Annotated in this window: 11 protein-coding genes and 1 pseudogene; 1 reads left to right on the forward strand and 11 read right to left on the reverse strand. The window is 72.3% G+C overall.

Annotation, left to right across the window (positions count from 1 at the left end):
- Both Q0L15_RS15850 and Q0L15_RS15855 read right to left on the reverse strand, forming a co-directional pair.
- A pseudogene (locus tag Q0L15_RS15850) lies at window positions 1-200 on the reverse strand (amidohydrolase); the annotation flags it as partial.
- A 60-nt stretch (window positions 201-260) separates the two neighbouring features.
- On the reverse strand, window positions 261-2,261 hold the full coding sequence (locus Q0L15_RS15855) for a glycoside hydrolase family 3 protein (protein ID WP_296605419.1): 2,001 nt from the start codon (window positions 2,259-2,261) through the stop codon (window positions 261-263).
- 140 nt (window positions 2,262-2,401) lie between these two features.
- Here Q0L15_RS15855 and Q0L15_RS15860 point away from each other — a divergent pair, with 140 nt between their 5' ends.
- On the forward strand, window positions 2,402-3,565 hold the full coding sequence (locus Q0L15_RS15860; RefSeq protein ID WP_296605420.1) for an ROK family transcriptional regulator: 1,164 nt from the start codon (window positions 2,402-2,404) through the stop codon (window positions 3,563-3,565).
- Between the two features lie 72 nt (window positions 3,566-3,637).
- On the opposite strand, the gene Q0L15_RS15865 is transcribed toward Q0L15_RS15860, so the two are convergent.
- From Q0L15_RS15865 to Q0L15_RS15905, 9 genes are all read right to left on the reverse strand, one after another.
- Window positions 3,638-4,003, reverse strand: a complete 366-nt coding sequence (locus Q0L15_RS15865) for a hypothetical protein (RefSeq protein WP_296605421.1) — start codon at window positions 4,001-4,003, stop codon at window positions 3,638-3,640.
- A gap of 123 nt (window positions 4,004-4,126) precedes the next feature.
- A complete protein-coding gene (gene ffh, locus Q0L15_RS15870; RefSeq protein WP_296605422.1) occupies window positions 4,127-5,695 on the reverse strand; it encodes a signal recognition particle protein in 1,569 nt (522 codons plus the stop codon).
- Window positions 5,696-5,866: 171 nt separating this feature from the next.
- A complete protein-coding gene (locus Q0L15_RS15875) occupies window positions 5,867-8,086 on the reverse strand; it encodes a [protein-PII] uridylyltransferase (protein ID WP_296605423.1) in 2,220 nt (739 codons plus the stop codon).
- A 16-nt stretch (window positions 8,087-8,102) separates the two neighbouring features.
- On the reverse strand, window positions 8,103-8,441 hold the full coding sequence (locus tag Q0L15_RS15880; protein ID WP_296605424.1) for a P-II family nitrogen regulator: 339 nt from the start codon (window positions 8,439-8,441) through the stop codon (window positions 8,103-8,105).
- A 97-nt stretch (window positions 8,442-8,538) separates the two neighbouring features.
- Window positions 8,539-8,877 carry a P-II family nitrogen regulator gene (locus Q0L15_RS15885; RefSeq protein WP_296605425.1) on the reverse strand — a complete coding sequence of 113 codons (339 nt, stop codon included), beginning with the start codon at window positions 8,875-8,877 and terminating at the stop codon, window positions 8,539-8,541.
- On the reverse strand, window positions 8,874-10,178 hold the full coding sequence (locus tag Q0L15_RS15890) for an ammonium transporter (protein ID WP_296605426.1): 1,305 nt from the start codon (window positions 10,176-10,178) through the stop codon (window positions 8,874-8,876). Before Q0L15_RS15890 ends, Q0L15_RS15885 begins: the two co-directional genes overlap by 4 nt.
- Window positions 10,179-10,373: 195 nt before the next feature.
- Window positions 10,374-11,528: a signal recognition particle-docking protein FtsY gene (ftsY, locus tag Q0L15_RS15895; RefSeq protein WP_296605427.1), complete on the reverse strand. Its 1,155-nt coding sequence runs from the start codon at window positions 11,526-11,528 to the stop codon at window positions 10,374-10,376.
- A gap of 27 nt (window positions 11,529-11,555) precedes the next feature.
- The gene (locus Q0L15_RS15900; protein ID WP_296605428.1) at window positions 11,556-11,807 is read right to left on the reverse strand and encodes a hypothetical protein; all 252 of its coding nucleotides are present in this window, start codon (window positions 11,805-11,807) and stop codon (window positions 11,556-11,558) included.
- A gap of 99 nt (window positions 11,808-11,906) precedes the next feature.
- Window positions 11,907-12,365: a thioesterase family protein gene (locus tag Q0L15_RS15905; RefSeq protein WP_296605429.1), complete on the reverse strand. Its 459-nt coding sequence runs from the start codon at window positions 12,363-12,365 to the stop codon at window positions 11,907-11,909.
- Between the last annotated feature and the right edge of the window lie 150 nt (window positions 12,366-12,515).

Here is a 12,515-nt window from a genome sequence, read left to right on the forward strand (position 1 = left end):
TGCGAGATCGCGCCGTCGTCGTCGAGCCCGAGGTGGCAGTGGGCGTCGACCAGGCCGGGGACGATCCAACCGTCGACACCACCCTCGGCACCGGCGACCGGCTCATAGGTCACCTCGCCGTCGCGGACATAGAGCGTGCGCGGCTCGCCGTCGGGCAGCACGGGCCCGGAGAACCGGAGGGCGGGTGTGGACGCGGCCATGCCCCGGACGCTACCGGGCGTACCGGCTGCGTCCGGGGCACGACCCCCGCCGATCCGTGGTCAGCGGGTGCGCAGGCCGAAGCCATAGCGGTAGAGCGGGTCGTAGCCACGGTCGCCGACGTTGATCGGCTCCTGGGCGACGCTCCGGGGCCAGCTCACCGGCAGCTTGCCGGTGAACGGGCGGCGGCCGAACAGGACGTCGCCGACCCCCGCGCCCTCGCTGCCCGGCAGCCAGGAGGCCACGAGCGCGTCGATCTGGCGCAGGAGCGACGGCGGGATCACCATCGGGCGGCCCGAGACCACGACCACGGTGCACGACTTCGCCCGCTCGCAGACCGTCTCGATCGCCTGGGTGTCGGCCTCGGAGAGCCGCATCGTCTGCTCCGGTCGCGGGACGCCGTTGTCGGCGGGGTCGTAGGCCCACTGCGGACCGCCGACGTCACCGAAGCCCTCGGCGTACGGCGTCTCGCCGACCACCACGATGCCGTCGGCCTTGCGCGGGACGCGCGCCGTCGCCGTCTCGCTGTAGGTCACGTCGCCGCGGGCCGCCTGCTCGATGCCGTCGAGGATCGTGGTGCCGGGGATGACGTTGGCCGACCCGCCCTGCCAGGTCAGGGTCCAGCCGCCGGCCTGGTTGCCGATGTTGTCGGCGTTGCTGCCGGCGACGTAGACGTCGTGCTTGCCGCGCAGCGGCAGGGTGTGGCGCTGGTTGCGCAGCAGCACCTGGCTCTCGGACACCGCGCGCCGGGCCACCGCATGGTGGGCCTTGCTGCCGATGTCGCCGAGGTGAGTGCGGTCGGTGAACGGGTGCTCGAAGAGGCCGAGCTCGAACTTCGCGGTGAGGATGCGCGAGACCGCGTCGTCGATGCGCGCCATCGACACGTCGCCGGTGTCGACGAGCTGGGTCAGCGTCGGGATGAACTCGTCCCAGCCCGACGGGTTGTTGGGCGCCTGGATCGGCTCCATGAACATGTCGACGCCCGCGTTGACCGACGCCTCGACCTGCTCGGCGTACGTGCCCGGGAGCTGGCGGATCGCCCGCCAGTCGGAGATCACGAACCCGTCGAAGCCCTGCTGCTCCTTGAGCCAGCCGGTGAGGAGCTCGCCGTTGGCGTGCATCTTGACCGCGTCGTCGGTGCCGCCACCGTTGAAGTCGGTGCTGGAGAACGACGGCATGATCGTGCCGACGTGGTGCTCCTTGATCGCCGGGACGTACGGCGCGAGCGCGAGCCGGTCGAACTCGGCACGGGTGACGCGGTCGATGCCCTGGTCGATCGGGTAGGCGCCCGTGCCGGCGGCCGCATCGTCGTAGGTGGTCAGGCCGTCGCCGGCGAAGTGCTTCGCCGAGGCGAGCACGCGATCGGGCTCGTCGAGCTGCCCGGGGCGGCCCTGGAGCCCGTCGATGGCGGTCTCCATCGACTCGACCAGCGCCGGCGTCTCGCCGAAGCTCTCGTAGGTGCGGCCCCAGCGGTCGTCGCGGGCCACGCAGAGGCAGGGGGCGAACGCCCACTGCGGTCCGCTGGCCCGGGTCTCCTCGGCGGTGATGTGGGCGATCTTCTCCACCAGCGCCGGGTCGCGCGTCGCGCCGAGGCCGATGTTGTGCGGGAAGACCGTCGCGCCGAGCAGGTTGCCGTGCCCGTGGACCGAGTCGACGCCGTACAGCAGCGGGATGCCGAGCGGGGTGGCGAGCGCTGCCTGCTGGTAGCGGTCGACCATGTCGGCCCATGCCTCGGGGGTGTTCGGGTCGGGCACCGAGCCGCCTCCGGACAGCACGCTGCCGAGCCGGTGCTCGGTGATCAGCGAGGGATCGGCGTCGATGTCGACCCGCTCGGCCTGGGCCATCTGGCCGATCTTCTCCGCGAGCGACATGCGTCCCAGCAGGTCGGCGACGCGGGTGGCGACGGGCAGGTCCGGGTCCTGGTACGGCGGTGTCTCGTCGGCGGCCGCGCCACCGGCGACGGTCTGGGACTGCAGCAGGACGGCGGCCAGTGCGGACGCCGCGGCGGCGGCGAGGAGCCTCGCTCGACGGCGTGCGTGACGGGACGGGGGGACGCGGGACATGTGTTCTCCTTGCCGAGATCAAGAAGTGATGCGCGTCACTCAACGTAGGAAGGCGAATAGTCCGAGTCAATGCGGAAAGATCGCGAGACGGGCGGTTGTTTGTTCTTCTTCCGGACGAATCCCGCCTAGGCTCGGCGCCCATGGCGACGACCAGCTCCCTCGAGCGGCTCCGGGAGACCAACCGGCGTTCGATCACCACGCTGCTCGCGGCGGAGGGGCCGATGAGCCGCGCCGACCTGGTGCGCGGCACCGGCCTCTCGCGCACGACGGTGTCCAGCCTCGTCGGCGACCTGATCGCCAGCGGCCACGTGGTGGAGACGGCCGATCGCGGCCGACCGCACAAGGGCGGCAGCGGGCGGCCGCCGCTGCTGGTCGCGCTCAGCACGCCTGGTGGCGCCGTCGCCGGGGTGGACGTCGGGCACGGGCACGTGCGCGTGGCGGTGGCCGACCGGGTCGGGACGGTGCTGGCCGAGGAGATCGCCGACATGGACGTCGACGAGGACGGGACCCACGCGCTGGACCGGGCCGCGCGGATGGTCCGGGAGGCACTGGCCGCAGCGGGGCTCGAGCCGGGCGACCTGCACGCGGTCGGCATGTGCGTGCCGGCTCCCCTCGACCGGCGCTCGGCCAGCATCCAGACGGGCATCCTGCGCGGCTGGCGCGAGCTCTCCCCCGCCGACGAGCTGCGCCGCCGTCTCGGCGTCCCCGTGTTCGCCGACAACGACGCGAACCTCGGCGCGCTGGCCGAGCTCGGCCAGGGTGCGGCGCGCGGCGCCTCGGACCTGGTCTACGTCAAGGTCGCCAGCGGCCTGGGCGCCGGCATCGTGCTCGGTGGCCGGCTGCACCGCGGCAGCACCGGCATCGCCGGCGAGCTCGGCCACGTGCAGGTCGACGAGCACGGCCAGGTCTGCCGGTGCGGCAACCGGGGCTGCCTCGAGACGCTGGTGTCCGCACCCCGCCTGGTGGCGCTCCTGCAGCCGGCGTACGACGTGCCGCTCTCGATCGAGCGCATCCTCGCGCTCGACGACGCCGGCGACGCGGGGGTACGCCGGGTGCTCAGCGACGCCGGCCGCGCGATCGGCCGGGCGCTCGCCGACCTGTGCAACAACCTCAACCCCGAGCGCGTGGTCGTCGGTGGGTCGCTCGGTGCGTCGCCGTCGTTGGGCGCGGGGATCCGGGCCGCCGTCGACCGCTTCGCCCAGCCCGACACGGCCGCCGCGCTCACCGTCGTCTCCGGCGACCTCGGTGACCGGGCCGAGGTCGTGGGTGCGGTGTCGCTCGCGATCGCCCGGGTGTCGGTCTGACTCGCTGTAACGCCCGTTCACCCGCTCTTCCCACCCTGGTGCAGCATGGTCGGAAGATCCGGTAACACGGCGTTACAGCTGGTCGAGTAGCCAGGACGGGCTGAGCGCGACCGCACCGACCCCCTGGACCCGCGCCTGGAGCATGCGGTCCGCGGTGACCACCGCGACGCGGCCGCCGGCCGCCGCAGCACGCGCCTGCGAGAGGATCGTGTCGTCGCCGTGGCCCTTCGCGTGGACGGTGCGCACGTGACCGTCGCGACCCGCCTTCACCCCACCCTTGGCACCGCCCTCGAGGACGAGCACCACGTCGTCGTACCCCGTGTCGGCGAGCATCAGCTGCTCGTGCAGCCGGCGGGCCGCGCCCGCGCGGTCCTTCCACCAGCCGTCGGGCCTGCTGCCCACCACGTTGGCGGCGTCAACGACGAGGGTGGAGGGCATCACGTTCCTCTCAGCTCGGTGGGTCTCGACGCGCTCGCGCGACCTCGTTCCTCGGTCGTGTCGCTCGCTCGACCTGGCCGCCCGACGCCGTCAGCGAGCTTCGCTCGGTGACGGCTGGGCGTCTCACTTCAGGAACTTGGAGAAGTCCTTGGGGAGGTTGAGGGCCGCGGCGGCCTTCTCGTAGTCCATCTCCTCCTCGCCGGCGGGGGCGCCGAACGGGTTGGCGGGGGCGGACTGGGCCTTCTCCTTCTGCGCGGCGGCCTGCTGGGCGGCCTTGGCCGGGTTGCCGGAGACGCGCTTGCCGCCCTTGCCCTTCTTGGGAGGCTGCTTGGCCTTGGCCCGCTTGCCCATGCCCGGCATCCCGGGCATGCCCGGCATCCCGGGGATCGAGCCGCCCTTGGCGAGCGACTGCATCATCTTGCGGGCCTCGAAGAACCGGTCGACGAGCTGGTTGACGTCGGAGACCTGGCGCCCCGAACCGCGCGCGATGCGGGCCCGGCGGGAGCCGTCGATGATCTTGGGGTTGGCCCGCTCGGCCGGGGTCATCGACTGGATGATCGCCTGGATGCGGTCGATCTCGCGCTCGTCGAAGTTCTCCAGCTGCTCGCGGAACTGGCCCATCCCGGGCAGCATCCCCATGATCTTCGACATCGAGCCGAGCTTGCGGACCTGCTGCATCTGCTCGAGGAAGTCGTCGAGGGTGAAGTCGCCGGTCTGGAGCTTGCCGGCGGCCTTGGCGGCCTGCTCCTGGTCGAAGGCCTTCTCGGCCTGCTCGATCAGGGTCATCACGTCACCCATGTCGAGGATGCGCGAGGCCATGCGGTCGGGGTGGAAGAGGTCGAAGTCGGTGAGCTTCTCGCCGTTGGAGGCGAACATGACCGGCTTGCCGGTGATCGAGGCGATCGAGAGCGCGGCACCACCGCGGGCGTCACCGTCGAGCTTGGTGAGCACGACGCCGTCGTACCCGACGCCGTCGAGGAAGGCCTGCGCGGTGACGACGGCGTCCTGACCGATCATCGCGTCGACGACGAAGAGCACCTCGTCGGGCTGCACGGCGTCGCGGATGTCCGCGGCCTGCTGCATCATCTCGGCGTCGACGCCGAGGCGGCCGGCGGTGTCGACGATCACGACGTCGTGGAGCTTGCGGGTGGCCTCCTCGATGGAGGCCCGCGCGACGCCGACGGGGTTGCCGACGCCGTTGCCGGGCTCGGGTGCGAAGACGGGTACGCCGGCGCGCTCGCCGTTGACCTGCAGCTGGTTGACCGCGTTGGGGCGCTGGAGGTCGGCCGCCACGAGCAGCGGGCTCTTGCCCTGCTCCTTGAGCCACAGCGCGAGCTTGGCGGCCAGCGTCGTCTTGCCCGCGCCCTGGAGGCCGGCGAGCATGATGACGGTCGGGCCGGTCTTGGCGTAGCGCAGCCGGCGGGTCTCGCCGCCGAGGATCGCGACGAGCTCCTCGTTGACGATCTTGACGACCTGCTGGGCGGGGTTCAGCGCCTGGCTGACCTCCTCGCCGCGGGCGCGCTCCTTGACGGCGCCGACGAACTCCTTGACCACGGGCAGCGCCACGTCGGCCTCGAGGAGGGCGATGCGGATCTCGCGCGCGGTCGCGTCGATGTCGGCCTCGGAGAGCCGACCCTTCCCCCGAAGGTTCTTGAAGGTGTCGGCGAGCCGGTCGGAGAGTGTGGCGAACAAGTCGTGGTCCTACGTGCCGGAGCGGTCAGAGACCCGCCCAGCCTAGTCGGCCCTGGGTCGCGGGCGGGCATTGCCGGTTTCGGCTGCTGGCAGCCCAAACCCGCACGACACGCCGAGGCGTACCGGCGTGTCGTGCGGGGATCGGCTGCCAGCAGCCGAAACCCTCAGCCCTCAGTCCGCCGCAGTCAGCGCGGCGCGGACGGCGTGGGCGGCTTCGGCGGCCCGCTGGTCCGACAGCACGCCCGCGGAGGACTCCTGCAGGTAGAACACGTCCACGGCCTGGGGGCCGAGCGTGTCGACGTGGGCGGAGCGGACGGCGACGTCGAGGGCGGCGAGCGCGGCACACACCAGGTGGATCACGCCGAGCCGGTCCGCGGCGCGCACCTCGAGGACGGTGGACTGGTCGGAGGCCTCGGGTCGCACCACCACGCTCGGGTCCAGCGCGTCTGCGGCGGTGGGTCGCAGCCGCCGGGACACGTCGACCTGGCCTTCGACCACGGCACCGAACCGCTGTCGCAGGACCGCCGCGTCCACGTCGGGCTCCCCCACCTCCCACACGGAGACGCCGTACTGGTCCTGCGCCCAGGCGCGCGCGGCCCGCACCGGGATCCGCTGGAGCGCCAGCGTCGCGGCCAGGTCGGCGAGCAGGCCCACCCGGTCGGGGGCGATCACCGTGATCCGCGAGCCGTCGCCGACGGCCGCGACGGCGATCGACGTGCCGCCGCGGCGCACCTCGCGCGGTACGTCGAGCTCCTCGCTCGCGACGGCGGGCAGCCGGGCCCCGGAGTCGAGGGAGGCCCGCGCCCGGCGAGCGAGGTCACGGACCAGCCCCGCACGCCACGACGACCACGCCTTGGGCGCGGTGGCACGGGCGTCGGCCTCGGTGAGGGCGGCGAGCAGGTCCAACGCCTCGGCCGACCTCAGGCGCGAGGCGACGCGCTCGACGGTGGCCGGGTCGTCGGGGTCGCGGGTGGTGGCGGTCTCCGCGAGCAGCAGGTGCCACCGGACCAGCCGGCCGATGAGGTCGACGGCGTCCGGCGCGAAGCCCATCCGCTCGGCCGCGGCCCGGGCCAGTGGCTCGCCGGCGATGCTGTGCTCGGTCAGGCCGCCCTTGCCGATGTCGTGCAGCAGCGCGGCGACCATGAGCACGTCCGGCCGCGCGACCGAGCGGATCAGCGCCGAGGCCTCGACGCAGGTCTCCACGACGTGCCGGTCGACGGTGAACCGGTGGATCGGCGAGGCGTGCGGCAGGAGCCGGATCCGCTCCCACTCGGGCAGGAAGCCGTCGAGCGCACCGGTCTCCTCGAGGGTCTCCCAGACGCCGAGCAGGCCGCGTCCGGAGGCGAGCAGCCGCACCAGCAGCTGACGCGCCTCGACCGGCCACGGTGTGGGCAGCGGAGCACACTCGCGCACCAACCGGGCCGCTGTGGCCGGGGCCAGCACCGCGTCGTGCTCGGCGGCGAGCGCGGCGGCGCGCAGCAGCAGCGCGGGGTCGTCGGCGGGCCGCGCCCGGTTGTCGAGCACGACCTCGCCCGCCGAGAGCGCCACGCCGGGCGCGAGCGGGGTGAGCGAGGGCCGTCGGGCGCCGCGGTACGACGCCGGGCGGGCGAGCACCGCCTCGACCCGGCGCCACGTCAGGTGGGAGAGGTGGGTGATCCGGCGGCCGAGCTCCCGCACGTGCACCTGCGCGGCCCGGGCGTCGTCGAGCTCGAGCCGGTGGGCGACGTCCTCCCACATCTCCGGCGCGATCCGGTCGCTGGCCCGGTTCGCCGTCGCCTGCACCGCGTCGCGCACGTCCAGCAGCGCGAGCCGGGTGCGCTCGAGGTCGACATGCGGCACGTCGACGAGCCAGGTCGCGACGAGCGCCTTGAGCACGGTCGCGTCGCGCAGCCCGCCCTCGGCCTCCTTCACGTCGGGCACCGAGAGGTGGGCGAGCTCGCCGATGAGGTCGTGGCGCGAGCGCACCAGGTCGCGCAGCGCGGGCAGCCGCTCGCGGGCGCTGCGCCGCCAGTGGGCGAGCATCGTGGTGCGCAGCCGCATCGTCAGCGCCGGGTCACCGGCGAGGTGGCGCACGTCGAGGAGACCGAGCGCGACCTTGAGGTCCCCCTCAGCGGCGGCCAGCATCTCGGGCAGGGTGCGCACGGAGTGGTCGAGCCGGGCGCCGGAGTCCCACAGCGGGTACCAGACCTGCTCGGCCACCGACCGGACCTCGACGCCCTCGTCGGAGACCAGCACCACGTCGAGGTCGGAGTACGGCGCGAGCTCCGACCGGCCGTAGCCACCGACCGCGACCAGGGCGGCTCCGCTCTCCGGCCCGCCGCACCCCTCGTACGCCTCCGCGCACAGCGCATCGGCGGCGGCAGTCCGCTCGACCCGGTCCGAGGCGGTCACCGGCGTCGTCCCCGGCTCAGAGCGCGCTCTCGTCCCGCTCGCCGGTGCGCACCCGGACGACCGACTGGACGGGCGAGACCCAGACCTTGCCGTCCCCGATCTGGCCGGTCGCGCCGGCGGCGACGATCGCGTCGACGACGGCGTCCGAGTCCGCGTCGGCCACCACGATCTCCACGCGGAGCTTGGGCACGAGCGTCACGTCGTACTCGGCGCCCCGGTAGACCTCCTTGTGGCCCTTCTGACGGCCGTAGCCGCTGACCTCGCTGACGGTCATCCCGCTGACGCCGAGCGTCTCGAGGGCGACCCGGACGGCCTCCCACTTGTGCGGCTTGACGACCGCGGTGACGAGCAACATGTACGACTCCTGGGCTGGATGGTGCGATCGATGATGCCGGACACAGCGCGGCCCGGCCCCTCAGCGGGGAGCCGGGCCGCGTGGTGTCGCGGGTGCGTCAGAGGGCCGCGGCGTCCTTGTCGCCGGTGCGGACCCGGACGACCGTGTCGACCGGGCTCACCCAGACCTTGCCGTCCCCGATCCGGCCGGTCTGCGCGGTCTTGACGATGATCCCCACCACGTCGTCGGCGTCGTCGTCGCCGACCACGATCTCGATGCGGATCTTGGGCACGAGGGCGATGTCGTACTCCGCGCCCCGGTAGACCTCGGTGTGGCCCTTCTGGCGGCCGTAGCCGCTGACCTCGCTGACGGTCATGCCCGTCACGCCGAAGGTCTCGAGGGCCTCGCGGACGTCCTCCCACTTGTGCGGCTTGATCACCGCGGTCACGAGCTTCATGCGTTCGCTCCTTCGGAGACGGTGTTCTTGGCGAGGACGGAGGTCGAGGTGCCAGCACCCCCGAGCCCGGTGTGCAGGTCGTACGCCGTCTCACCGTGCTGGGCGAAGTCGATGCTGTCGACCTCGGCCTCCTCCGAGACCCGCCACCCGATGGTGAACTTGATGGCGAAGGCGATGATCGCCGTGAACACGGCCGACCAGACGATCGCGATGAGCGCAGCCATCACCTGGTCGCCGAGGGAGCCCAGGCCGCCGCCGTAGAGGAGACCGTCGATGCCGCCCGGGGCGTCGGACGAGGACACCAGGCCGATGAGCACAGTGCCGATGATGCCGCCGACCAGGTGGACGCCGACCACGTCGAGCGAGTCGTCCATGCCGACCTTGTACTTCAGGCCGACTGCCCACGCACACGCCGCGCCCGCGACCGCACCGATGAGGATCGCTCCGGGGAGCTCGACGGCACCGCACGAGGGGGTGATCGCCACGAGGCCCGCGACGATGCCCGAGGCCGCGCCGAGCGAGGTGGCCTTGCCGTGGAGCAGGCGCTCGACCAGCAGCCAGGCGAGCATCGCTGCGCAGGTCGCGATCGTGGTGTTCAGGAAGGTGACACCGGTCTCGGAGTAGAACTGGGCGATGTTCTCCTCGTCCGTGGCGCCGGAGAAGACGATCGAGCCCACGTTGAAGCCGTACCAACCGAACCACAGCAGGCCGGCGCCGAGCATCGTGAGCGTCAGGTTGTGCGGCCGCATCGGCTCCTTGCCGAAGCCGACCCGCTTGCCGATCACGAGCGCGAGCACGAGGCCGGCCACACCGGCGTTGATGTGGACGACGGTGCCGCCTGCGTAGTCCTGAGCGCCGAAGTGCTCGGAGATGAAGCCGCCGCCCCACACCATGTGACCGATCGGGAAGTAGCTCAGGGTCACCCAGAAGGGAAGGAAGACCACCCAGGCCGACAGCTTCACGCGGTCCGCGATCGCTCCCGAGATGAGCGCTGCGGTGATGGCGGCGAAGGTCATCTGGAACATCACGGCGATGTAGCCGTCGGACGACACGTCCTTGAGGCCGAACAGGTCGAACGGGTTGGCGAAGAGACCGCCGACGTCGTTGGGACCGAAGGTCATCGACCAGCCCCACAGCACGTACACGATGGCCACGACGCCCATCGCGACGTACGACATCATCATCATGTTCAGCACGGACTTCGAGCGGCTCATGCCGCCGTAGAAGAGCGCCAGCGCCGGCACGGTCATCATCAGGACGAGGGCCGTCGCCACCAGCATGAAGGCGTAGTAGCCGTCCACAGAACCTCCAGGGATCACATCTCGGGAGGGCGGTCGCGGCCTCGACTGCACTGTCGCTCCGGGGTCCGCCCCATTGGCGAACACCTTGTTGGCCGGAGGTTTCGACGTACGCCGCGCCATGTTGCGGCGGTGCAACGAGTTCTGGTCTGGCGTTACTTCCGTGTTACGGCCACGCGGGGCCGAGGCACCAGCCGGTCAGCCGAGCAGTGCGTCCACGAAGGCGCCGGCGTCGAACGGCGCCAGGTCGTCGGCGCCCTCCCCCAGGCCCACGAGCTTGACGGGCACGCCGAGCTCGCGCTGGACCTGGACGACGATGCCGCCCTTGGCCGAGCCGTCGAGCTTGGTGAGCACGATGCCGGTGACGTTGACGACCTCGCTGAACACGCGGGCCTGGATCAGGCCGTTCTGGCCGGTGGTGGCGTCGAGGACGAGCAGGACCTCGGTGACCGGGGCCTGCTTCTCGATGACGCGCTTGACCTTGCCGAGCTCGTCCATGAGGCCGGCCTTGTTCTGCAGCCGGCCGGCGGTGTCGACGATGACGGTGTCGGCGTCGGTGTCGACGCCCTCCTTCACGGCCTCGAACGCGACGCTGGCCGGGTCGGTGCCCTCGGGACCGCGCACGACGTCGACGCCGACGCGCTCACCCCAGGTGGCCAGCTGCTCGACGGCGGCGGCGCGGAAGGTGTCAGCGGCGCCGAGCACGACCTTGCGGTCGTCGGCGACCAGGATGCGCGAGATCTTGCCGACGGTGGTGGTCTTGCCGGAGCCGTTGACGCCGACGACCAGCACCACGCCCGGCATGCCGTCGAGGCCGCTCACGTGCAGGCTGCGGTCCATGGTCGGGTCGACCAGGGTCAGCAGCTCCTCGCGCAGCACCGCGCGCACGTCGTCGTGCGCGCCCTCGACCCGCAGCCGGGTGCGCAGCCGCTCGACGAGCTCCTGGGTCGGCGCGACACCGACGTCGGCGGTCAGCAGGGTGTCCTCGATCGACTCCCACGTGTCCTCGTCGAGGCGATCGCGCGAGAGCAGCGCCAGCAGGCCGCGGCCGAGGCCGCCCTGCGAGCCGGCGAGCCGCTGGCGCAGGCGCACCAGGCGCGACGCGGTGCCTTCGGGCTTCTCGACGCCCGGAGCGGCAGGCGCCTCCGGCTCGATCGTGGCCGGCGGTGCGCCGACCTCGACCGGCGGCATCCCGGCCGCGGCCTCCTCGGGCGTCTGGACGATGACCCCGGTGTGGGTGTCCGGCAACGGCGCGGGCTTGCGGCGACCCGTCACCACCAGGCCGACGACCGCCGCGATGAGGCCGAGCGCCACCACGGCGATGGCGATGATCAGGAGAAGCACAGCATCCATGGGGTCAATCCAACCAGAGGGGGTGGATCAGGACGCACGCCGGCGAGCGGGCTCCGCGCCCTCCACCGCGACGGCGTGCTCGTCGTGGAGCCGCGAGCCCTCATGGGCCTCGTGCTCCCCCTCGATGATCACCGGCGCAGCGTCGACGGCCTTGCTCATCGCGTCGCCGAGCCAGGGTGCGGCCGGGATCTGCTCGCCGCGGTGGGGGTAGGCGACGTAGAGCACCACCAGACCCGCCAGCAGCAGGATCAGGACCATCGCGACGACGACGGGCAGCACCGGGGCACACCTCCGAGACCGGGAACGAACGAGGACAGGGCCGGACACGTGTCAGGTACCCCGGCCTCCACCGTGCCACACGGATGGTCGTGCGAGACCTCAGGCGCGCAGGAGCGGCTCGATCGCGACGCGGATCACGTCGGGGATCGGGGTGACCGGGCGGGCCGGGTCGGTGTTGTCGACGTACACGTGCACGAACCGGCCCTCGGCCGCGGCCCGGGCTCCCCTGCCTACGGGGTCGCCCTGGAAGATCCCGACGCGGTAGACGACCGAGGAGGTGCCGACCCGCTCGACGACCAGACCGAGGTCGACCGGCTCGGGGTAGCCGACCTCCGCGAAGTAGCGGCACGACACCTCCGCCACGACGCCGATCGCCGGCAGCCGCCGGATGTCGGTGCCGGTCGCGGCGGCCAGGTGGTTGTTGACCATGGTGTCGATGAGCTCGAAGTAGCGGGCGTTGTTCATGTGCCCGTAGACGTCGATGTCGGCCCAGCGCGTGGTCGCCTGCTCCCAGTGGACGTACGCCGCGCGGGTGGGCCGGTCCGGCCGGTCCGCCATCAGGCGGACTCGGCGTCGCGCAGCCGCTGGCTGATCACCGCAGACACGCCGTCACCGCGCATGGTGACGCCGTAGAGCGCGTCGCCGACCTCCATCGTGCGCTTCTGGTGGGTGATGACGAGCAGCTGGGAGTTCTCGCGCAGCTCCTCG

The sequence above is a fragment of the Nocardioides sp. genome, assembly GCF_024509035.1.
Classification (GTDB): Bacteria; Actinomycetota; Actinomycetes; order Propionibacteriales; family Nocardioidaceae; genus Nocardioides.